Genomic DNA, 20,713 nt, shown 5'->3' on the forward strand with positions numbered 1-20,713 from the left:
TGGAATGACTGTCGCGAGATCGATGTTCGCCATACAAAGCGATATTCAAGGGCAAAAAAAACCTGGAACTCGCGTGAGCGAGACCAGGCCAAGAGCCAACTTTTCGCGTGAGGGGTCAGTCTTCTTCGACGAACGCCTCATCGCGTTTCTTGCGCAGCGATGGCAGCGTCACCAGCACCAGCAGAACGGCGGCGGCCGCAAGCAGCGACGCCGACAGCGGTCGCGTGACGAAAGTGGAGAACTCGCCGCGCGACAGCAGGAGCGCCCGCCGGAAGTTCTCTTCCATCATGGGGCCCAACACCAAACCGAGCAGCAATGGCGCGCCTTCGCATTTGAGCTTGCTCCACACATAACCGACCACGCCGAACACCGCAAACATGAAGATGTCGAACACGTTGTAGTTCAGCGAATACACGCCGATCGTGCAGAACACCAGGATCGCGGGGAAGAGCATGCGGTAGGGCACGCGCAACAGCTTCACCCAAATGCCGATCAGCGGCAGGTTGAGAATCACCAGCATCAGGTTGCCGATCCACATGGATGCGATCAGGCCCCAGAACAATTCCGGATGGCTGGTCATCACTTGCGGGCCGGGCTGGATGTTGTGAATCGTCATCGCACCCACCATCAGCGCCATCACGGCATTACCCGGGATACCCAGCGTGAGCAAGGGAATGAACGAGGTTTGCGCGCCGGCGTTGTTGGCCGACTCCGGGCCCGCCAAGCCGGCGGGGTGGCCTTTGCCGAAGCGTTCCGGATTCGCAGAGAGCTTCTTCTCCAGCGTGTAAGACGCAAACGCCGAGAGCACCGATCCGCCACCGGGCAAGATGCCGAGTGCCGAACCCAGCGCCGTGCCACGCACGACGGCCGGCCACGACTCCTTGAATTCCTGCTTACTGGGATAAAGCGATCCCACCTTGTCGGCGATCTCGACTCGCTGCTCTTTGAGCTCCAGGTTGGCCATGATCTCGGCCAGCCCGAACACACCCATTGCGACGATGGCGAAGTCGATGCCGTCTTGCAGTTCAGGAATGCTGAAGTCGTAGCGGGCAACGCCCGAGTTCACGTCAGTGCCGACCATGCCGAGCAGCAAGCCGAGCAGGATCATGCAGATCGCCTTGGAGAGTGAACCCGAGGCCAGCACCACAGCGCCAATCAAGCCCAGCGCCATCAGCGAGAAGTATTCGGCCGGCCCGAAGGCAAACGCCACTTCAGCCAACGGCGGCGCGAAGGCGGCGATCAACACGGTGGCGACACTGCCGGCGAAAAACGAACCGATGGCCGCAATCGAAAGCGCCGCACCCGCGCGCCCATTGCGTGCCATCTGGTGGCCGTCGAGCACGGTCACCACGGCCGATGTCTCACCTGGAAGATTGACCAGAATCGCAGTGGTCGATCCGCCGTATTGTGTGCCGTAATAAATGCCGGCCAGCATGATGAGCCCGGCAATCGGCGGCAGCACGTAGGTGATCGGCAGCAGCATCGCAATGGTGGGCACGGGGCCCAGGCCCGGCAGCACGCCGACCAGCGTGCCCAGCAGGCAGCCGAGAAAGGCATAGGTGAGGTTTTCGGGCGTAAACGCCACCGAGAACCCCAGCATGAGGTTATCCATCAATTCCATGGTGGTTTCCTTAATTGCTCAGTGCAGCGGGCCAGAGGGGGAAGATCAATCCCAATCCGCGGATGAACGCCACATAGGAGAACAACACCAGGAACAGGCCGTTGGCGACGGCGACCTTCCAATTGAACTCGTGGCTGGCAAAACTGCTGACAACGACCAGCAGAAACACGGAGAGATACAGCCCCAGTGGCCGCAGAACGAAGCCGTAAAGCGTGACCGAACCGACCACCAGCAGCAGGATGCGGAAGTCAAAGCGGGTGATCTCGGTCTCGGGCGCGCGCTTGGCAAGCGACGTCATCAATACGACTGCCCCCATCAGCGCCAGGACGATGCCCAGCCAGAAGGGGAAGTAGCCCGGGCCCATGCGGGCTGCGGTTCCCATGCTGTAGCTGGTGGCCTTGAGCGCGAAGGCGCCGCCTATGGCGATGAACATCGCCCCAGACCAGAAGTCTTGTCTGTTTTTAACCAAACGGTTGTCTCCTTGTAACGGGGCGCGTCGCGACTGGATAGGTCATGCACGCCCTTGTCGATTCTGATCATGACTGTCGATTTCGACAGCACGAAGAAAGCAAAATGAAAGCTTATGGATGTGCTGAATCCGCGTTCCTGGATGAAAAAAGTGAAGGAAATTTCGGGGGTCAATCCCGGGCGATCGAAAGCACGGCACAGGCAGACGCGCCTGGGCGAATCGACCTCTATCGTGCTGAGAGTGGCTTGCCGCCTGCATTTGCAGGCCGCCGCCACCCCTGTCCGCGCTGGCGCGATGCGCGCTTGCACGTAACGGTTGCTGCAACCCATCGTGGGGCATCCTCGTGACGGAAGTCAGTTGATCTTCCGGCGGGGCTCACATATGGCTGGGATGAAAAATATCATGACGTGATGTATTAATGCAACCCGCTATTTTCCCTAGGATCGGCCCATCACGCTCGGCACAGGCATTGCGTAGGGGTGGGCAACCCGCCGTGATTGCGGCGCCGATTTGACGACCGATAGAGGATTGCCATGACTGACCCCCGCAACGTTGCGCACGACAAGAAAGTCATTCAAGAGAAGAAGCATCAGGGCGAGGAGATTGCGCCGGATGCCGAGCATGCCGTTCAGCCCGGCAAGAAGCCGCGTCTGAAGACGGATGATGACCAGGACGACACCAAAGACGATACGTCTGAGAAGTAAAGCTGGAAGACGGGCCGTGCAAGGCCCGTTGACGGGGGCGACTTAGATGATCGACGGCGGCATGGGTCGCCACCCGAATGAGCCGCGACCCAAATGAGTCGTGACCCATATGAGTCGCGACCTATATGGGTCACGAGCAGGTTTTGGTCGTGACAGCGAGTTGAGGGCCACTCCGGTGAGGAGTGGCCCTTGTTTTGGGCGCGATGCACGTAGCCGGCGTGAATGCGACCGGCGATCAGGCCGTGTTCAATTTGCCGACGACGCTCCAATCTTTTGCACCATCGCCGCGCTCGCAGATCGCCTCGATGCGTTGCAGAATGACTTGCGCCACGGCCATTTCTCGGTCGGCGCGTGAAGCCTGAGCGGCGGCCTGCGCCAGGCGCAAATCCTTGCGCATAAGTTCCGCCTTGAATCCCGGCTCGAAGTCCTGCTCGAGCAGGCGAACGGCATTTTTTTCCAAAACGGCGCTGCGTGCCGCGCCGCCAAGCAGGGCCTCGCGCACCGCTGCAGGATCGACGCCATTGGCGCGGGCCAAGGCAAATGCCTCGACCACACCGAACATCACACTGCTTACGGCGATCTGATTGCAGGCCTTGGCGATTTGCCCGGCACCCGGATCGCCCACGTGCACCACGCGGCTGGCGATGCCGTCCAGGTACTCGCGGCAATGGTCGAAAGCGTCGCGGCGGGCCCCCACCATGCAACTCAGTTCGCCTTTTGCTGCAGCCGCCTCGCCACCGCTGACCGGGGCGTCGAGCAAGGTAATGCCGAGTTCCCCGAGGCGCAGTGCGTGATCGCGCGTGGCCTGTGCCGAGATCGTGCTGGCATCGATCACGAAGCTGCCTGGTTTGAGCGCGGCGGCGAGCCCCTGATCGCCAAACAGCACGGCGGCGACGGCCTCGGTATCCGAGAGACACAACATGACCACGTCCGTTCGTGCGCCGATCTCGGCCGGCGACGCCGCGCCATGCGCCCCGGCGTCAATCAACGCACCCTCGGCAGAACGATTGCGGTTGTGAACGTGAACCTCAAACCCGCGACGCAGCAGAGATGCGGCCATGCCGCGCCCCATGATGCCAAGCCCGATGAAACCGATGGTTTTAGCGACGGTGGTGGTCATGCCTGTCTGTTCCTCAGTTTTTTGCGCTTTTGATCTTGGCCAGCGAATCGCCGACCAAGGTGTAGCTTTCGTTGATCTCCTTCTGAAACGCCGGGCCGTCGGCGTAGTCGGTGGTGAGGCCGCTGCTCTGGGCGTACGTTTTCCAGGAGGGGCTGTCCAGCGCCTCGTGAAAGACGCGGTTCAGATACCGGTATATGGGCTCGGGCAGGCCAGCGGGCGCCATCAAGCCTTTCATATTGTCCAGCGCCACCGGGTAGCCCAGCTCGCCCACGGTGGGCACGTTGGGGAGGGAGGCCACACGCACTTTGGAGAACACGGCGATCGGCCGGATCTTGCCGCCGTCGATCAGGCCTTTCACTTCTTCGGGCGCGCCGAACGCCATGTCGAGTTGACCCGCGGCCAGCGCCAACGTGGCTTCCGCTGCGCCCTTGTAGGGCACATGAAGAAAACGCAGGCCGCTATTGGCCTCGAACGCGAGCATGGTGGAATGAAACAAGCTGCCTTCGCCGGTGGAGCCGTACGAGAGGCCTTCAGGTTTTTCTTTGGCGGCAGCGATCAATTCCTGCATCGTCTTGTAGGGCGAATTCACGTTGACGGCGAGGACCGACGGCAGCCGAGCCGCTTTGAGAATCGGCGTGAAATCGCGGCGGGCGTCATACGAAATTTTCTGATGATTGCCCACCGATGTCGTCTCACTGCCGCCACCGACGAACAGTTTGTAGCCGTCCGGTTTGGCATTGGCGACCTCTTGAGCGGCGAGTACGCCCGCCACACCGGGTTTGTTGATCACGATCACCGGCACCGGCACCGTGCTTTTCACGGCGTTGGCGAGTTGGCGGGCGATCTGGTCGGCCGACCCGCCGGGGGCGAAGCCGACGAGAATTTCAATGGGCCGCTCCGGCTTCCATTCCTGCGCAACGGCAGGACCGGCGAACGACGCCCAGGCGAGTCCAGCCGCCAGCCATTTCATTGTGGTGTTCATGTTTGTCTCCTCATGCGGTTTCTAAGACCGCGTGTAAGGCTTTCCAGGTGTGTGGCCGACTGTAGCAATCCGGATTCAGAGAAGAAAGTGATAAATTTCTACAAAACTCCATCGCTTTTTCCGAACTCAGCCGGTCGCGTGCGACGTGTTCCGCGTCAGCGATTTTCTCTAGAGCGTTGCAATGACATTCAAGCAGTTGGAAGCCTTCTACGCGGCCGCCTTGGCATCGAGTTTTGCCGCAGCCGCCACACAGCTGCATCTGTCGCAATCGTCCTTGTCCAAACGCTTGGGTGAACTGGAAGCCGATCTTGGCGAAGTCCTGTTTGACCGAACGGGTCACCGCTCCGTGCTGACCTCGGCCGGCCAGGCGCTGCTTCCCCTGGCGCGCGATATGTTGCAGGCTGCGCGCCATGCGCGCGACACTATCGGCAAGAACACGGGTCTGCAAGGCGTGTGTCGCTTCGGGATGGGCGAACTCGCCGCCGTTACCTGGTTACCCAGATTCGTCGCCCGTTGCCGGCGGGATTTTCCGGATCTGCGGCTTGAACCGCATGTGGATGTGGGGCAAAGCCTCGAGCGCCAGGTCGAAGCCGGCGAACTGGACTTCGCGGTGGTCGCCGGCTGGTCGTCGCGCAGCGCAATCGCCTCGCACACGATCGCCGAGGTGCGTTATGACTGGGTGGGCACCGATGCGCAATTGGGTGAGATTGAGGTGCTCACGCCGGAATCGCTGAAAGACATGACGGTGATCACGATGCCGCAAGGCGCCGGTTCGACGCGTATCTTCGAAGCCTGGATGGTGGATAACAAGTTGGCGGTGTCGCGGCAACTGATCTGCAACAACATGGGCGCCATCGCGGGCATGGTCGCCGCGGGTGTAGGCATCGCATTTTTCCCTAATGCGTGGCTGACGCCGCTGCGCGAAAAACATGGTTTGCGTGCCATCGTGGGCGAACCGCCCTTGCGCCCATTGCATTACGCTTTTCAAAGCCGACGCGAAGACATTCGTCCGTTGGTGGCAGCCATGCGCGAGCGGGTGATGCTTGAAGTCGATTTCGAGGCACCCCACGTGCTGTGGTGATCTGCGAGGCGTGACGCAGAAAAAAGCGATGAAGCTCCATCGTTTAATTGCGCTTTTTCGATGCGATGGCGGTCGATATATTTCGTGGGGTCGCGAGTTCTCGCCTACGTGATCGTCACAACGCCTCATGTCCGCCTCTCATGTCAGCCCATCCGCGCGTGCCGCGAATGCCATCGATTGCGCCGAGTCGCCCCATCCGGCAGACGCGTCCGTGCCGGACGGCGTGCCCTCGCAGTCGGCAGGTGCGTCTGCGGCGTACGTCGCGCCGGCCCATTTGGCGCGTTTTCTCAGCTTGAGCGATTTCGAACCTGCGGCACGCCGCTATCTGCCGAGGCCCATCTTCGGTTACGTGGCGGGATTCGTCGAAGACGGCACGGCGCAAGAAGATAATCGGCTGGCCTATGCCCGCTATGGCTTTCGTCCTCGCGTGTTGGTCGATGTCTCAAAGCGCGAGCAGCGCATCACGCTCTTTGGCCGGCACTACGCCAGTCCGGTGGGCGTGGCGCCCATGGGTATCTCTGCGCTCACTGCCTACCGGGGCGACATCGTTCAGGCAAGCGCGGCACAAGCCGCGCAGGTGCCTTGCATCATGAGCGGGTCGTCGCTGATTCGTGTTGAAGAAGTGATGGCGGCGGCGCCCGCCACGTGGTTTCAGGCCTATCTGCCAGGCGATGAAGCGCAGATCACCGCGTTGATCGATCGCGTGGCTGCAGCGGGCGTCGAAACCCTTGTGCTCACGGTAGATACGCCAGTGCAGGCGAATCGGGAAAACAATGTGCGCACCGGTTTCAGCACGCCGCTCAAGCCCAGCCTGGCGCTCGCGGTGCAGGGCATAACGCATCCGCGCTGGCTGTGCGGCACGTTTCTGCGCACGCTGATCAAGCATGGCATGCCGCATTTCGAGAACAACTACGCCACGCGCGGTGCGCCGATCTTGTCCAAACGTGTGATGCGCGATCTGGCCGAGCGGGGGCATTTGAACTGGACGCACGTCGCTCGCATCCGCCGGCGCTGGAAGGGACCGATGATCATCAAGGGCATCCTCGACGCGCAGGATGCATTACGTGCGCGACAGGCGGGGATGGACGGCATCATCGTGTCCAACCATGGCGGACGACAACTCGACGGCGCCGCTGCACCACTGCAGGTGCTGCCGGAAATCGTGGCGCAGGCGGCAGGCATGACCGTCATGATCGATAGTGGCGTGCGCCGCGGCACCGACGTCATGAAAGCCCTGGCGCTGGGCGCGAGCTGCGCGTTTGTGGGCCGGCCCTTGAACTACGCCGCTGCGGTGGCCGGGGAGCAGGGCGTGCGACATGGCATTGAACTGATGAAGAGCGAGATATTGCGCGACATGGGCATGATGGGCATCGCCTCGCTGAACGAATTGAACGACACATTTTTGATCGAGCGCAGGCACTGAAGATGACCCCCTGCAACATCGTCTTTTTGGACCACGACACGTTCTCGCCGCAGACGACTCTGCGCGCGCCGGCCTCGGCGCATACCTGGACCGATCACCCCCGCACCGCCGTCGCTGATATCGCGGCACGCATTGCGGATGCCGATATCGTGGTGACCAACAAGGTCAGGCTCGATGCGGCCACCATTGCGGGTGCAACACGGCTCAAGCTCATTGCGGTCGCCGCCACCGGTACCGACAACATCGATCTGCAGGCGTGTGCCGCGCGCGGCATCGTGGTGTCGAATATCCGCAATTACGCCCGCCACACGGTGCCGGAGCACACGTTTGCGCTCATCTTCGCCTTGCGGCGCAGCATCCTGGCCTATCACGCTGCGGTGGCGCGCGGGCGCTGGCAGGAGGCCGATCAGTTCTGCTTCTTCGACTACCCGATCCGCGATCTCGCTGGCGCTTGCTTAGGCATCATCGGCGATGGCGTGCTGGGCCGGGAGGTGGCGCAGATCGGGCAAGCCCTCGGCATGCGAACGCTGTTTGCCGCGCACAAGGGCAGCTCCGGCATGGGCGACCTCTATACCCCGTTCGATCATGTGCTCGAGCAGGCCGACATCATTACGTTGCATTGCCCGCTGCTGCCGTCAACCCGAAACATGATCGCGGCGCCGGAGTTTGCCCGTATGCATCGCCGTCCGCTGCTGATCAACACCGCGCGCGGCGGGCTGGTGGACGAGGCCGCGTTGGTGGACGCGCTACAGCGCCGGCAAATCTCAGGTGCCGGATTCGACGTGGTGTCGACCGAGCCGCCGCCGCCGGACCATCCTTTCATGCAGGTGATGGATGCGCCCAATTTCATCCTGACGCCGCATGTGGCCTGGGCCAGCGACGAGGCCGTTCAGGCCCTCGCCGATCAATTGATCGATAACATCGACGCCTTCCTGCAAGGCGCACCGCGCAATGTGGTGCACGCACCGCTCGCGCGTTAACTGTCGTTTCTGGAGTGATGATGTCTTACCGAAAAACCGCTGAGTTCGATCGCGTAACGCCTGAGCAGATTGAGCGCGCGCGCCTCTTCCAGGCCGCCATTCTGTGCGATGTGGCCGGCCGGCGTGGCACCCTCGATGCACGCGTGCGTGCGCTGCATCCGGAGATGAAGGTGTGCGGCCCGGCCTTCACCGTGGAAGTGCGCCCCGGCGACAATCTTATGTTTCACGTGGCATTGGCCGTGGCCAAGCCCGGCGACGTGCTGGTGGTGGACGGCAAGGCCGACACCACCTGCGCATTGTTTGGCGAGCTGATGGTCACGCAGGGGGCGGCCGCCAAATTGGGCGGCTTCGTTGTGGATGCGGCGTCACGCGACAGCGAGACCTTGATGCACGGCAAGTTTCCCATCTTTGCCGCCGGCACCAATCCGTGCGGCCCCACGAAGGGGCTGCCGGGCCGATTGAGCGGTCCGATTTCCGCGGGTGGCGTGGCCGTGCATCCCGGCGATCTGATCGTGGGCGATGTGGATGGCGTGGTGGTGATCCCGCGCGCCGACGTGGAGGCGGTATTGACCGCGGCCGAAGCCAAGGTCGCAGCGGAGCAGCAGCGGCTGGCCGAGATTGCACGCGGCGAGTTGGTGTCGCCGTGGCTCAACGATGCACTGAAGCAAGCGGGCCTCGCGCCACTGGACGCGTGATGATCGCGCCTGGCACCGCTGTGCCGGGAGGGTAAAGCGCATCCGGCGCTGCTGAGCCCCTGCAGACGGCTGCGGCGCCGGGCTGGCGAGTGGTTGGCGCTAGCGCATCAGTTCCGCCAGCTTCCAGGTATCCAGAAACGCATTCACCTGCGTGATCTTGCCGTCTTGCATGGTGAGGTGCCACGCATAGCTGTTCTCATACCGGCTGCCGTCTTTTGCGGTGGCCATCCCGTCCCACATGACCACCACCTGCTCGCCTTGCGCCACGATGTGCTTCACATCGGGCGTAATCGGCGTGGCGAGGCGGGCATTGATGGGCAGTACCGCCTGCGTCATGAACTCTTCGCGGGTGCGGTAGGTGCCCGAGTATGGGCTTGTGCCCGCCACCGTCCACACCGAATTTTCGGCGAGCAGATCGAACACACTGCCGCGGCCCTGCTGCCAGTTCTCGAACGCCTGTTGAACGAGCGCCGTATTGCGCTTCTCGGGCGTGTGCGTGCGGCCGGTCGCGTTGGCCGCATTGCTGATGGAGGCGCAAGCCAACATCGCAAAGATGAGTGGGGCGCGGCGGAATCGGATACTCATGGCGATCTCCTTGATCAATCGTTTAGCGATCGCGCGTCGCACATTGCGCGACGTGGCGGTGCTGGCGGTTTGGGCAATCGTGTCGGCCGCGGTGCGGACGATGAGGGAATGCTATTGACTGCATCGCTTCATCAATAGACCCAGAACTGTGCAATGCTTGCCTATTCCTGTCTGGCCCGGGCGCCGCGTGTGCCGACGCGTCGATTTGCGTCGCGTATTTGCCTTTATGATGACGGCCATAAGCCTCGGCAAAAAATAATAAGGAGACTCGTACCGTGTCCGAAGGGGCGTCCGCGCCATCCGCTGCAGCGTTCCCCACCTTTGAATCCTCGGATTTCTCTGGCGCCGGATCGTTTTATTTCGATCTCGTTCGGCTGCAGCAGCGCGACGATATTCCGCGCGCGTTTCTGCATCGGCACAACTACTATCACCTGCTGTGGATGACGACAGCCCGTGGCACGCACGTGCTCGATTTCGAGCAATTCGACGTGCGCGACCATTCGGTGTTTTTCCTCTCGCCGGGGCAGGTGCATGCGTGGACGTCCTCGGTGAAGCCCAGTGGCTATGTGCTGAATATCAGCACCGATTTCTTTGCGCAGATGTTTCCGCGCGCGGACGATATCGCCAAATTTCCTTTTTTTCAGATGACGCGCGGCACACCGGCGATGTATCTCACGCATGCGCAGCACGATGGCATGCTGCCGCTGCTGCATGCCATCGAAGCCGAGATGGCGGATAAACGGGAAGGGCGTTTCGACGTGGTGCGTTCCTACTTGCTGATCCTGCTCACGCAGTTGCGGCGCCTGTATCCGGAGAGTGAGGGCACGCAGCGTGCAGGTCCTGGTTATGCGCTGGCCAAACGTTTTGCGCTGCTGGTGGAAACGCATTATCTGGACTTCGCGGCCATCGGTCAGTATGCCGATACGCTGTCGGTCAGCGAACGGCAGCTCAACGACGCGGTAAAGCGCACGATGGGCCGTACGGCCAGCCAGTTCGTTCAAGAGCGGGTGGTGCTGGAAGCCAAACGGATGCTCACCAACACCGATCTGGGCGTGGCCGAAATAGCCTTTCAATTGAACATCGACGACCCCGCTTACTTCGCACGTTTCTTCAAGAAGCATACGGCGCATACGCCGGGCGACTTTCGCAAGAAGCATTGCAGCCCGCTCGACTAGCCGCGTCGATCCGCCGTTTGAACGCAGGGCTTGAACGCAGCACTCAAATGCAGCATTCAAATGCAGCGGTCGGATGCGGCGCTCGAACGCATCGCGCGATCAGCGCGCTCGACGCGTCTGCGAAAAAGTCCAATACAACGTCGGTTCTGTCCTCACGCTGCCCGGTCGGGCTTGCGTAATCTTCACTCGTCTTTTGCGGTTTCGCACGCCCCGCGTCGAAACGAATTGCCCCGGCACGAAAGGATGCCGGCGAGACTAAAAACAAACCAAAAAAGAGGAGTGAGACATGAAGACATTCGTTCGCTTGGGCGCACGGCTAGGCTTGGCTTTCGCACTGACGTGGACCGCAGGCGCCGCCCATGCGGCGTTTCCGGATCGGCCGCTACGTATCGTGGTGCCGTTTGCTGCGGGCGGCGCGACCGACGTGATTGCCCGCACCGTGGCGCAGGCCATGTCGACCCGTTTGGGGCAAGCGGTCGTGGTGGAAAACAAGGCGGGCGCCAATGGCAATATCGGCGCCGTCACGGCGGCACGGTCTGAGCCGGACGGTTATACGTTGCTGATGGCGACGTCGGCACATGCGATCAACGCGTCGCTTTATCCGCAACTGGACTACAGCCTGACGCGGGATTTTGTGGGCTTGTCGAACCTGGCGTCGGTGCCGTTGCTGTTGGTGGTGAACCCCAAGGTGCCGGCGGCCACCGCCGTGGAACTCGCAGCGTATGCCAAGGCCAATGGCGACCGCGTGAACTTCGGTTCCGGGGGCACGGGCACGGCGTCGCATCTGGCGGGCGAGCAGTTCAATGCACTGGTGGGCGCCAAGATGACGCATGTGCCCTACAAGGGCGGCGCGCAGGCCCTCAATGACGTCATGGGTGGGCAGGTGCAGTTGATGTTCGCCAACCTGCCCGAGGTGTTGTCGCAGGTGCAGGGCGGCCGATTGACGGCGCTGGCGGTCACGGGCGCGCAACGTCACAGCGCACTGCCCGATGTGCCCAGCTTTGCCGAGACGCCCTACGCCGAGATGAACGCCCGGTCCTGGTTCGGGCTTTTTGTGCCGGCCGGCACGCCCGCCGGTGTGGTCGATACCTTGTCCACTGCGATCACGCAAAGCGTGGCGGATGCCAGCGTGCAGGACAAACTGAAAGGGCTGGGCGCGGATCCGATCGGCGATGGCCATGCCGCGTTTCAAGCGTATGTGATCCAGGAAGTGGCGCGTTGGCGCGTTCTCGTCAAACAGTCCGGCGCGACGGCCGAATAGGCCTTTCGTTCAATCATCATCAAAAGGATGCAGCATGCTTTACGACGTTCGAACCTATACCTGCCGTCCCGGCACCATCAAGAAACATCTCGCGCTCTACGCCGAGCACGGGTACGCCGTGCAGAGCCGCCACCTGGGCAAACCGTTGGCTTACATGCAAACAGATGCCGGAGACGTGAACAGCTATATGCACATCTGGGTGTATGACAGCGCGGCCGATCGGGAAGCAAAACGCCTGGCCTTGCAGAAAGATCCCGAATGGGCCGGTTACTTGACCAAGAGCGCCGACGCGGCGTATCTGATCCGTCAGGAGAACCGTTTGATGACGCCGACGGCGTTCTTCCAGCCGTAGCGTGTTTGGAGGGGTGGCGTTTTGGCGTTTGGCGGGCGGCCGGGCGTTGGGGCGTGGGGCGCTGGGCGTTGCGCATTAAAAGCATAGGCCGACCGCCGACGCTCGGCAGTCGTGATGTGGTCGATGCATACCTCCGGCGTCAGCGGTTAATCTTGTGCTTTGACGTTTTCAAAGCACATCATGTCCGACCCCCTCATTTTGCAGATGCCGTCCGACGGTGCCCAGCAACTGTTGCTGCTGTTTCACGGCATGGGCAACACGTCCGACAGCATGGCGCCGATCGGCCGCCGCCTGGCGACCGAATTCCCGCAGGCGGCGATCGTTTGCATCCAGGCGCCGCATCCCAGCGATGTGGGCCGCGGCTACCAGTGGTTTTCGGCCACCGATGTGACCGAAGCGTCGCGGCCGGCGCGCATCGCGGCTGCGATGCCGGACTTTCGTGCAGTGGTCGAGGATTGGCAAGCGAAAACAGGTGCGACGGCCGCGATGACGGCGCTGATCGGGTTTTCGCAAGGCGCGATCATGTCGCTCGAATCCACGCAGTCAGGCGCACCGTTGGCTGGCCGAATCGTGGCGCTGTCAGGTCGGTTCGCAACACTGCCGGCGGTGGCGCCGGCAACGGTCACGTTTCATTTGATCCATGGCGAGAAAGACACTGTGATCGCGCATACCTATGCGATCAGCCAGGCCGAGCACTTGCTCGACCGAGGCGCCGATGTGACGGCAGATATTTTTACCGAGTTGGGTCACACCGTGTCGCAGGAAGCGCTGGAGTTGGTGGTCGAGCGGCTCAAGACGCATGTGCCGCAACACGTGTGGCAAGCCGCGCAGGCGGCTGCGCAATCAGAAAACTGAGGTCGCGCGTGCCGTCACGCCATTGCGGCGTGACGGCACTTAATTACTCGATGGTCGAGATCTTGAGCAGATTGGTCGTGCCGGACACGGCGAAGGGCACGCCCGCCGAAATGACGATCAGGTCGCCCTTCTGGCCGAAGCCTTCCTTCTTGACCGTTTCGCAGGCGAGCGCGCTCATCTCGAGCACGTTCGTCACCTCGTGCGACAGCACGGCGTGCACGCCCCACACCAATGACAATTTGCGCGAGGTGGCCGCGACCGGCGTCAAACCGACGATTGCGGCAGCCGGGCGTTCGCGCGCCAGCCGCAGCGCCGAATAGCCGGACTTCGTATATGCCACCGTGGCGGGCACATTGAGCACATCGACGATCTCGCGTACCGCCAGACCGATGGCATCGGCGGCTTCCGCGCGCGGTGCGGTATGCGACGCAGCAATGCTTTGCAGATAATAGGGATCGGCTTCGGTGTGACGGATGATGCTGTCCATCATCTTCACCGCTTCGATCGGATAGGCGCCTGCGGCGGACTCAGCCGACAGCATCACGGCATCGGCGCCATCGTAAATGGCGGTGGCCACATCGGACGCTTCGGCACGTGTGGGCACCGGTGCGTTGACCATCGATTCCAGCATCTGCGTGGCCACGATCACCGGTTTGCCGGCGCGACGGCATTCGCGCACGATGCGCTTTTGAATCGATGGCACTTGCTCGGCGGGCAATTCAACCCCGAGATCGCCTCGCGCCACCATGATCGCATCGGCGACTTCCACGATGGAAGCCAACGAGTGAATGGCCGACGGCTTTTCCAGCTTGGCGACGATGCTGGCACGGTTGCCCACGATCGCCTTGATCTCTTCGATGTCGCGAGCCTGCTGCACAAAGGAGAGCGCAATCCAGTCGATCTCAAGCGTCAGTCCGAAGGCCAGATCGGCGTGGTCTTTTTCGGTGAGGGCCGAGAGCGGCAGGACGACGCCCGGCACGTTCACACCTTTGCGATTGGAGAGGGGCCCGCCGTTGACCACTTCTGTAACGGCCGACGTCGCATTGCAGGACACGACCTTCAAGCGGATGCGGCCGTCGTCGAGCAGCAGATCCGCGCCGGGCGTCAGTGCGGCAAAGATCTCCGGGTGCGGAAGCGCAACGCGCTCGACCGATCCCGGCGTCGTTTCATCGAGATCCAGGCGAAAGGTGCTGTGCGCCGTCAGCATCACCGGACCGTCGGCGAACGTGCCGATGCGCAGCTTGGGGCCTTGCAGATCGAGCAGGATGGCGATCGGGCGACCGCGGCGGTGTTCGATTTCGCGAATCGTTTTTACGCGCTCGGCGTGGTCGGCCTGCACACCATGGCTGAAATTCAGACGGAAGACATCGGCGCCCGCATCGAACAATGCTTCGATCATTTGGGGATCGGCGCTCGCGGGTCCAAGCGTTGCAACAACTTTAGCCTTGCGTGTACGGCGCATAGTTTCTCTTTTAGGGGTTGAACAGCAGAGTATGACCATACTACGAAGCCATGGCGAATTTGGCGTATGCGCACCCCGCGGCTACCAAAGGCTTGTTGCAGCGCGTCAGGAAACCAATGCGTACACGAAGCATCACACCTTAGCCGCAAGCACGTACGCGGCCAGCATGCCCGATGCGGCACCGGCCACCATGTACCAGGCACCGGGCACGAACAGGTACGTCGACGCCGCCACGATCAGGCTCACGAGCCAGGGACGCGCGGCGCGCATGCCTTTCCACATGCTTCGGATCAGCACGATGAAGATCGCAGGAAACGCCATGTGCAGGCCGAGCGATTGGGCGTCTCCAAACAGGGGGCCGCACAGTGCGCCGATGGTCGCCACCACCACCCACGATACATACAGAATGGCCGATGCGCCCAGGTAATAGGGCAAGCTGAACGCGGGCGCGATACCCGCCGCAGCCCGCCGGCGCGCGTCGGAAAGTCCAAGCGCCCAGCAGGCGTCGCTCATCAGATAGAGCGATGCGAGCGCCTGGCGCTGGGTGAGGTGCCGCAAGAAAGGCGCGAGCGCGGCGCCCATCAGCAGGAAGCGGCTGTTGATCAGAAGTGTGATGCCGGCAATCAGCAGCAGGTGCGGCGGCGATGTCCATAGCGCCAGCGCCGCAAACTCCGATCCGCCTGCGAAGTTGAGACCGGTGAGCAGCGGCACTTCGACCACACTCAAGCCTTTGGTGGTGGCTTGTGCGCCCAGCAGCAAGCCGAGCGGCACGATGCCGACCAACGCGGGCAACATGGCGCGCATGCCACGCTTGATTTCGGTCCAGGTGGTGGGCGGCTCAGGTGAGGGCTCGGCCGCGATTACGGGGGTGGCAGGCGTTATGGGCTGCGATGTCGCGGCGTGCGCATGGATGTTGTGGTGCACGCGCGTACAGGCGTTCTGATCGGTGTGCATCTGCGGCTACCCCATCACATGCCGTAAGAGGCCCGCCGAGATCACGCCGATCAGCACCGTGGGCAGGAGCGACAGACGTGTGGCAGCGGCCACTGTCAGCGCCAGTGCAATCAGATCGGCGGGATTCGACGACACGAAGTTGGGCGCGATCACCGATATCAATACGCATCCCGGCGCGGCATCCATCACCGCCATCGCGCGGGGACTGAGCTGCCGATTGCGCAGCAAAATGTAGCCGCCGATGCGTGTGAAGTAGGTCACGCTCGCCATCGCCACGATGGTCAGCAGGTTGGCAGAATCGATCATGCGGAAAACCTCATTCAACCCAACATGATAAGTCGGCTTGACGCCGGCCGATCGGTGAGTCGACTATGCCGCGCGCGTGGCGCCCGCCCGCCGGCGCGCCGCTTCACTGGCCATCAATGTGGCCGCAGCCACAGCCACGGGCGGCAGCGCCAGCCAGCAAATCACTTCCCAACCATAGTGATTGAGCAGGCCGCCCGAAGCGAATGACCCCATCACCATGGCGCCGAACACCACAAAGTCGTTCATCGCCTGCACGCGGGTGCGCTCCTCGGGACGGTGGCATTCGAGCACCATCGCCGATGCACCCACGAAACCGAAGTTCCAGCCGATACCCAGCAGCACCATCGACACCCAGAAATGGCCGACTTCCATGCCGGTGATACCCACGATGGCGGCGGCCGCGATGAGCGCCAGTCCAGCAAGGACGATCTTGCCAGGGCCGAATCGCGTAATGAGGCTGCCGGTGAAAAAGCTGGGGCCGTACATGGCGATCACGTGCCACTGCAACGCCAGGTTGGAGGCAGCCAGCGGCAGACCGTGGTGATGCATGGCCAATGGGGCCGATGTCATCAGGAAGTTCATCAGTGTGTAGCTGATCACCCCGCACAGCATGGCGGTGATGAGTCGGGGCTGGCGAAAGATCTCAGGCAGGGGACGACCGCCGCCCGCATCCGAGGCTTTGACGGCGGGGAGCCGCACGCCGGCCAGCACGATGGCGGACAGCACGGCGATGCCTGCTCCGGCAATGTACGTGGCGGCGAACAGATGTGTGGGCCACAGGTTCATCGTCAGCGTGACGGTTTGCGGGCCGAGGATGCCGGCCAGTACGCCGCCGGCCATCACGAACGACAAGGCTTTGGCGCGCCGCTCGGGTGCCACACATTCGGCGGCCGCGAAGCGGAACGACAACACCACGGCGGCATAGGCGCCGCCGAACAACATGGCCACGCAGAAGATGGGAAAGGATGACAGCACAATGCCGAGCGCGGCCAGCAATCCCACCAGCACGCCGCACAGGGCACCCAGCATGAAGACGGGACGACGGCCGTAGCGCTGCGCGATGGCGCCGGCCGGCAGCGTGCAGGTGGCCATGCCAACGACAAAGATCGTGATCGGTAGCGTCGCCAGCGCCTTATCGGGTGCCAGCATGTCACCGATCAAGGCGCCAGTGGCATACACCACGGTGGCGTTGGCGCCGGCCAGGGCCTGCGCGGCGGTGAGCCGGATAACGTTGCGATCGAGGACGGAGGCGGACACCGGGGGTTCCTTCAGTAAGGCTGTGCTGGCGGCAGGTAGCCGGGAGGAAATGGCGACCCCGGCATATCGCCCAGGATCATAAGCTTATTACTGGAAGTTGTTTGTAATCGGTCCGCTTCATTGGGCGCAGACTGCATTGCGCGCTCGCGCAGGCAGCCTGGTGAATCAACGGCGAGCGACCCGGGAGCCGGTGGAGCGCGTGCCATAACAGTGCGTGGCGCACAGCGTTGTGCACTGAGTTGATGCACTCGTCACGACGGCATCACAAGCCATGGCGCCGATGTTGGCCATGGGATTTCACGAAAACCCGCATTGATGCTGGCTCTGCAGGCAGGCCTAGACTTGCGGCAAAAATTGGCATCGATATTGCTTTGGTTGAGATGCCGGCAGTACACCGGCAACAGACAACGTGTGCAATACCGGCAAAGGCGCCCTGAACCGAATGGTTCTGGGCGCCTTTTCGTCGTCTGTATTTGAAATCGCTTCACGCTTTCGGGGATATCTCATGACCACCTCTCAACCTCTGCAAACGCTCGTCGTTGTCGGCAACGGCATGGTCGGCCACCATTGCGTCGAGCAGTTGATCGCGGGTGGCGCCCTCGAGCGCTATCGCATCCACGTCTTTGGCGACGAGACGCTGCGCGCCTACGATCGCGTGCACCTGTCCGAATACCTGGGCGGCCGCGACGCCGAATCGATGGCCATGTGCGAAGCGGCGTTCTATGAGCGGCTCGGGCTGACGCTGCATCTGGGCGTGCCCGTCTTCGAGATCGATCGCACGCAGCAGGAAGTCGTCACGGCGGGCGGCCGCTATGGCTACGACAAGCTGGTGCTGGCGACCGGCTCCTACCCCTTCGTGCCGCCGATCGCGGGCGCCGAGGGCACCTCCCGGCTCGTGTATCGCACCATCGACGATCTCGATTTGATTCGCGACGCGGCGCAGGGCGCGCGGCGCGGCGTGGTAGTGGGCGGCGGGCTGTTGGGACTGGAAGCGGCGAATGCGTTGAAGTCGTTGCATCTGGAAGCGCACGTGGTCGAATTCGCACCGCGCCTGATGCCGGTGCAGCTGGACGATCTGGGCGGTGCTGCCCTGAAGGCGCGCATTCAGGCACTTGGGGTTGGTGTGCATCTGTCGCGTTCGACAGTGGAAATTACTGCGGGTGCCGAGCACCGCTACTGCATGCGTTTTGCCGATGGCGAGTCGCTTGAAACAGATTTGATCGTGTTTTCCGCCGGCATCCGTCCGCAGGACGCATTGGCCAAAGGTGCCGGGCTCGACCTGGGCGCGCGCGGCGGCGTGGCCGTCGACGACCAGTGCTGCACCAGTGACCCCGCGATCTATGCCATCGGCGAATGCGCTGCCTGGAACGGCAGTGTGTTTGGACTGGTCGCACCCGGCTATCAGATGGCGCGCACGGTGTCGGCCGCCTTATGCAGCGCCGGCGCGCAGGCCTTTACCGGCGCGGATATGTCCACCAAGCTCAAGCTGCTGGGCGTCGATGTGGGCTCGATCGGCGATGCGCATGGCGTGACGCCTGGCGCGCTGAGTTATCGCTTCATCGACGAAGCCGGCGCGAGCTACCGCCGCCTGGTCGTATCGGCCGATGGCAAGCGCGTACTGGGCGCCGTACTGGTCGGCGACAACAGCTACTACGACACACTGCTGCAGTACGTGCAAAACAGCATCGCACCGCCGGCCGACCCCGCGACCTTGATTCTGCCGGCCGGGCAGGCCGCGCCGGCCTTGGGCGTGGACGCATTGCCCGCAACCGCCACGATCTGCTCCTGCCACAACGTGAGCAAGGGTGCGATCTGCGCGGCCATCGACGACGGCTGCACGGATCTGGCGGGTGTCAAGGCTTGCACCAAGGCGGCGTCCGGGTGCGGCGGCTGTGCCGGCTTGCTCAAGCAGGTGTTCGAACATGAACTGGTGAGCCGCGGCGTGGCCGTAGACAAGAGCCTGTGCGAGCATTTCGCCTACACGCGCCAGGAGCTGTACGCGATCGTGCGCGTGAGCGGCATGGAATCGTTCGAAGAAGTATTGGCCAGCCACGGAAAGGGCTCCGTGGGCTGTGATATTTGCAAGCCGGCGGTGGGGTCGATTCTGGCCTCGTGCTGGAATCGCTCGATTCAGGATGCCAAGCTCGTGCCGCTGCAGGACACGAACGATACGTTCATGGCCAATATGCAAAAGAACGGCACCTATTCGGTGGTGCCGCGCATTCCCGCAGGCGAGATCACGCCCGACGGCCTGATCGCCATCGGCGCGGTTGCCAAGAAATACAACCTCTACACCAAGATCACCGGTGGGCAGCGCATCGATTTGTTTGGCGCGCAGTTGCACGAGCTGCCCGAGATCTGGGGCGAGTTGATCGCCGCAGGCTTCGAAACCGGCCATGCGTACGGCAAGTCCACCCGCACGGTGAAGTCGTGCGTGGGCAGCACGTGGTGTCGCTATGGTGTGCAAGACAGTGTGAAGATGGCGCTGGATATCGAGCACCGCTACAAGGGGCTGCGCGCGCCGCACAAGCTCAAGTTCGCGGTGTCGGGCTGCACGCGTGAATGCGCCGAAGCGCAAAGCAAGGACATCGGTGTGATCGCAACCGAGAACGGCTGGAACCTGTATGTGTGCGGCAACGGCGGCATGCGGCCGCGCCATGCAGAACTGTTCGCCACCGATCTCGACGATGCCACGTTGATTCGCTACATCGACCGCGTGTTGATGTTCTATATCCGTACCGCCGACAAACTGCAGCGCACGTCGGTGTGGCGCGAGTCGTTGGAGGGTGGCCTCGACTATCTGAAAGCCGTCGTCATCGACGACAGCCTTGGCATGGGTGCGGAGCTCGAATCCCAAATGGCGTTGATCGTCGAGCGGTATGAATGCGAATGGGAAAACGCGTTGAGCGATCCCGAAAAACTCAAACGGTTCCGCACGTTCGTGAACGACCGCGCCGCAGACCCCGATATCGAATTCGTGGAAGAACGCGGCCAACGCCGTCCGAGCCCGATGCGTGCCCGCTCGCGCGTGATTCCCATTGCCGAGGAGATGGCATGATGCCGGCCGCAGATAACGCCTCACCCGTCTGGCGCCACGCCTGCACTCGCCACGATCTGGTGGCCAACTCGGGCGTGGTCGCCCTCATCGATGGCATGCAGGTGGCTTTGTTCTATCTGCCCGATGCCGGCGAGCAAACACTGTATGCGGTCGAAAACCAGGACCCCCGGTCGGGCGCTAACGTGATTGGACGCGGCCTGGTCGGGCGGATTGGCGGCGATCTCGTGGTGTCGTCGCCGCTCTACAAGCAACAGTTTCGGCTGGTGGACGGCACGTGTGTGCAGTTTCCCGAGCAACGCCTGCGCACGTGGCCCGTACGTTTCAACGGCGACGCCGTCGAGATCGGCTAATCCTCTTTCATTGATTACAGGAA

General features: G+C 62.4%; 20 protein-coding genes. 11 read left to right on the forward strand and 9 right to left on the reverse strand.

The window, feature by feature from the left end; genetic code table 11:
* Positions 1–115: 115 nt before the first annotated feature.
* Both EYW45_RS04790 and EYW45_RS04795 read right to left on the reverse strand, forming a co-directional pair.
* Positions 116–1,621: a tripartite tricarboxylate transporter permease gene (locus tag EYW45_RS04790; RefSeq protein WP_161134215.1), complete on the reverse strand. Its 1,506-nt coding sequence runs from the start codon at positions 1,619–1,621 to the stop codon at positions 116–118.
* Positions 1,622–1,631: 10 nt separating this feature from the next.
* Complete coding sequence (locus EYW45_RS04795; RefSeq protein ID WP_161134216.1) at positions 1,632–2,054, reverse strand: tripartite tricarboxylate transporter TctB family protein; 423 nt, start codon at positions 2,052–2,054, stop codon at positions 1,632–1,634.
* A 569-nt stretch (positions 2,055–2,623) separates the two neighbouring features.
* On the opposite strand from EYW45_RS04795, the gene EYW45_RS24295 reads away from it, so the two are divergent.
* Positions 2,624–2,794 carry a hypothetical protein gene (locus tag EYW45_RS24295; protein WP_202444579.1) on the forward strand — a complete coding sequence of 57 codons (171 nt, stop codon included), beginning with the start codon at positions 2,624–2,626 and terminating at the stop codon, positions 2,792–2,794.
* Between the two features lie 235 nt (positions 2,795–3,029).
* Here EYW45_RS24295 and EYW45_RS04800 read toward each other — a convergent pair whose 3' ends face one another.
* Positions 3,030–3,914: an NAD(P)-dependent oxidoreductase gene (locus EYW45_RS04800; protein ID WP_161134217.1), complete on the reverse strand. Its 885-nt coding sequence runs from the start codon at positions 3,912–3,914 to the stop codon at positions 3,030–3,032.
* Between the two features lie 13 nt (positions 3,915–3,927).
* A complete protein-coding gene (locus EYW45_RS04805) occupies positions 3,928–4,896 on the reverse strand; it encodes a Bug family tripartite tricarboxylate transporter substrate binding protein (protein ID WP_161134218.1) in 969 nt (322 codons plus the stop codon).
* 181 nt (positions 4,897–5,077) lie between these two features.
* Here EYW45_RS04805 and EYW45_RS04810 point away from each other — a divergent pair, with 181 nt between their 5' ends.
* The 4 genes from EYW45_RS04810 to EYW45_RS04825 all read left to right on the forward strand — a co-directional run bounded on the left by EYW45_RS04810 (position 5,078) and on the right by EYW45_RS04825 (position 9,075).
* Positions 5,078–5,977, forward strand: coding sequence for a LysR family transcriptional regulator (locus EYW45_RS04810; RefSeq protein WP_161134219.1), 900 nt, complete (start codon positions 5,078–5,080; stop codon positions 5,975–5,977).
* A gap of 127 nt (positions 5,978–6,104) precedes the next feature.
* Complete coding sequence (locus EYW45_RS04815) at positions 6,105–7,400, forward strand: alpha-hydroxy acid oxidase (RefSeq protein ID WP_161134220.1); 1,296 nt, start codon at positions 6,105–6,107, stop codon at positions 7,398–7,400.
* A 2-nt stretch (positions 7,401–7,402) separates the two neighbouring features.
* Positions 7,403–8,380 carry a D-2-hydroxyacid dehydrogenase gene (locus EYW45_RS04820; protein ID WP_161134221.1) on the forward strand — a complete coding sequence of 326 codons (978 nt, stop codon included), beginning with the start codon at positions 7,403–7,405 and terminating at the stop codon, positions 8,378–8,380.
* A 20-nt stretch (positions 8,381–8,400) separates the two neighbouring features.
* Positions 8,401–9,075: an RraA family protein gene (locus tag EYW45_RS04825; protein ID WP_161134222.1), complete on the forward strand. Its 675-nt coding sequence runs from the start codon at positions 8,401–8,403 to the stop codon at positions 9,073–9,075.
* A gap of 99 nt (positions 9,076–9,174) precedes the next feature.
* On the opposite strand, the gene EYW45_RS04830 is transcribed toward EYW45_RS04825, so the two are convergent.
* Positions 9,175–9,660: a nuclear transport factor 2 family protein gene (locus EYW45_RS04830; RefSeq protein ID WP_202444580.1), complete on the reverse strand. Its 486-nt coding sequence runs from the start codon at positions 9,658–9,660 to the stop codon at positions 9,175–9,177.
* A 275-nt stretch (positions 9,661–9,935) separates the two neighbouring features.
* On the opposite strand from EYW45_RS04830, the gene EYW45_RS04835 reads away from it, so the two are divergent.
* From EYW45_RS04835 to ypfH, 4 genes are all read left to right on the forward strand, one after another.
* Positions 9,936–10,835, forward strand: coding sequence for a helix-turn-helix domain-containing protein (locus EYW45_RS04835; protein WP_161134223.1), 900 nt, complete (start codon positions 9,936–9,938; stop codon positions 10,833–10,835).
* A 286-nt stretch (positions 10,836–11,121) separates the two neighbouring features.
* Positions 11,122–12,096: a Bug family tripartite tricarboxylate transporter substrate binding protein gene (locus EYW45_RS04840; protein ID WP_161134224.1), complete on the forward strand. Its 975-nt coding sequence runs from the start codon at positions 11,122–11,124 to the stop codon at positions 12,094–12,096.
* A gap of 34 nt (positions 12,097–12,130) precedes the next feature.
* Complete coding sequence (locus EYW45_RS04845; RefSeq protein WP_161134225.1) at positions 12,131–12,448, forward strand: NIPSNAP family protein; 318 nt, start codon at positions 12,131–12,133, stop codon at positions 12,446–12,448.
* A gap of 180 nt (positions 12,449–12,628) precedes the next feature.
* Positions 12,629–13,303 carry an esterase gene (gene ypfH, locus EYW45_RS04850; protein ID WP_161134226.1) on the forward strand — a complete coding sequence of 225 codons (675 nt, stop codon included), beginning with the start codon at positions 12,629–12,631 and terminating at the stop codon, positions 13,301–13,303.
* A 43-nt stretch (positions 13,304–13,346) separates the two neighbouring features.
* On the opposite strand, the gene pyk is transcribed toward ypfH, so the two are convergent.
* The 4 genes from pyk to EYW45_RS04870 all read right to left on the reverse strand — a co-directional run bounded on the left by pyk (position 13,347) and on the right by EYW45_RS04870 (position 17,282).
* Positions 13,347–14,765 carry a pyruvate kinase gene (pyk, locus tag EYW45_RS04855; RefSeq protein WP_161134227.1) on the reverse strand — a complete coding sequence of 473 codons (1,419 nt, stop codon included), beginning with the start codon at positions 14,763–14,765 and terminating at the stop codon, positions 13,347–13,349.
* A 132-nt stretch (positions 14,766–14,897) separates the two neighbouring features.
* Positions 14,898–15,647, reverse strand: a complete 750-nt coding sequence (locus EYW45_RS04860) for an AzlC family ABC transporter permease (RefSeq protein WP_407924901.1) — start codon at positions 15,645–15,647, stop codon at positions 14,898–14,900.
* Between the two features lie 78 nt (positions 15,648–15,725).
* A complete protein-coding gene (locus EYW45_RS04865; protein WP_161134229.1) occupies positions 15,726–16,025 on the reverse strand; it encodes an AzlD family protein in 300 nt (99 codons plus the stop codon).
* Between the two features lie 63 nt (positions 16,026–16,088).
* Complete coding sequence (locus tag EYW45_RS04870) at positions 16,089–17,282, reverse strand: MFS transporter (protein ID WP_161134230.1); 1,194 nt, start codon at positions 17,280–17,282, stop codon at positions 16,089–16,091.
* A gap of 505 nt (positions 17,283–17,787) precedes the next feature.
* Here EYW45_RS04870 and nirB point away from each other — a divergent pair.
* A complete protein-coding gene (gene nirB, locus EYW45_RS04875) occupies positions 17,788–20,340 on the forward strand; it encodes a nitrite reductase large subunit NirB (protein ID WP_161134231.1) in 2,553 nt (850 codons plus the stop codon).
* On the forward strand, positions 20,337–20,690 hold the full coding sequence (nirD, locus tag EYW45_RS04880) for a nitrite reductase small subunit NirD (RefSeq protein WP_328703593.1): 354 nt from the start codon (positions 20,337–20,339) through the stop codon (positions 20,688–20,690). The genes nirB and nirD overlap by 4 nt, the downstream gene beginning before the upstream one ends.
* The last annotated feature ends 23 nt before the right edge of the window (positions 20,691–20,713 follow it).

This window comes from Schauerella aestuarii (genome assembly GCF_009866805.1).
GTDB classification, from domain to species: Bacteria; Pseudomonadota; Gammaproteobacteria; order Burkholderiales; family Burkholderiaceae_B; genus Schauerella; species Schauerella aestuarii.

Bases quoted from the DNA above. Each gene is read 5' to 3' on its own strand.
- EYW45_RS04790 (WP_161134215.1), bottom strand. From the start codon at position 1,621: ATGGAATTGATGGATAACCTCATGCTGGGGTTCTCGGTGGCGTTTACG.
- EYW45_RS04795 (WP_161134216.1), bottom strand. From the start codon at position 2,054: ATGTTCATCGCCATAGGCGGCGCCTTCGCGCTCAAGGCCACCAGCTAC.
- EYW45_RS24295 (WP_202444579.1), top strand. From the start codon at position 2,624: ATGACTGACCCCCGCAACGTTGCGCACGACAAGAAAGTCATTCAAGAG.
- EYW45_RS04800 (WP_161134217.1), bottom strand. From the start codon at position 3,914: ATGACCACCACCGTCGCTAAAACCATCGGTTTCATCGGGCTTGGCATC.
- EYW45_RS04805 (WP_161134218.1), bottom strand. From the start codon at position 4,896: ATGAACACCACAATGAAATGGCTGGCGGCTGGACTCGCCTGGGCGTCG.
- EYW45_RS04810 (WP_161134219.1), top strand. From the start codon at position 5,078: ATGACATTCAAGCAGTTGGAAGCCTTCTACGCGGCCGCCTTGGCATCG.
- EYW45_RS04815 (WP_161134220.1), top strand. From the start codon at position 6,105: ATGTCCGCCTCTCATGTCAGCCCATCCGCGCGTGCCGCGAATGCCATC.
- EYW45_RS04820 (WP_161134221.1), top strand. From the start codon at position 7,403: ATGACCCCCTGCAACATCGTCTTTTTGGACCACGACACGTTCTCGCCG.
- EYW45_RS04825 (WP_161134222.1), top strand. From the start codon at position 8,401: ATGTCTTACCGAAAAACCGCTGAGTTCGATCGCGTAACGCCTGAGCAG.
- EYW45_RS04830 (WP_202444580.1), bottom strand. From the start codon at position 9,660: ATGAGTATCCGATTCCGCCGCGCCCCACTCATCTTTGCGATGTTGGCT.
- EYW45_RS04840 (WP_161134224.1), top strand. From the start codon at position 11,122: ATGAAGACATTCGTTCGCTTGGGCGCACGGCTAGGCTTGGCTTTCGCA.
- EYW45_RS04845 (WP_161134225.1), top strand. From the start codon at position 12,131: ATGCTTTACGACGTTCGAACCTATACCTGCCGTCCCGGCACCATCAAG.
- ypfH (WP_161134226.1), top strand. From the start codon at position 12,629: ATGTCCGACCCCCTCATTTTGCAGATGCCGTCCGACGGTGCCCAGCAA.
- pyk (WP_161134227.1), bottom strand. From the start codon at position 14,765: ATGCGCCGTACACGCAAGGCTAAAGTTGTTGCAACGCTTGGACCCGCG.
- EYW45_RS04865 (WP_161134229.1), bottom strand. From the start codon at position 16,025: ATGATCGATTCTGCCAACCTGCTGACCATCGTGGCGATGGCGAGCGTG.
- nirB (WP_161134231.1), top strand. From the start codon at position 17,788: ATGACCACCTCTCAACCTCTGCAAACGCTCGTCGTTGTCGGCAACGGC.
- nirD (WP_328703593.1), top strand. From the start codon at position 20,337: ATGATGCCGGCCGCAGATAACGCCTCACCCGTCTGGCGCCACGCCTGC.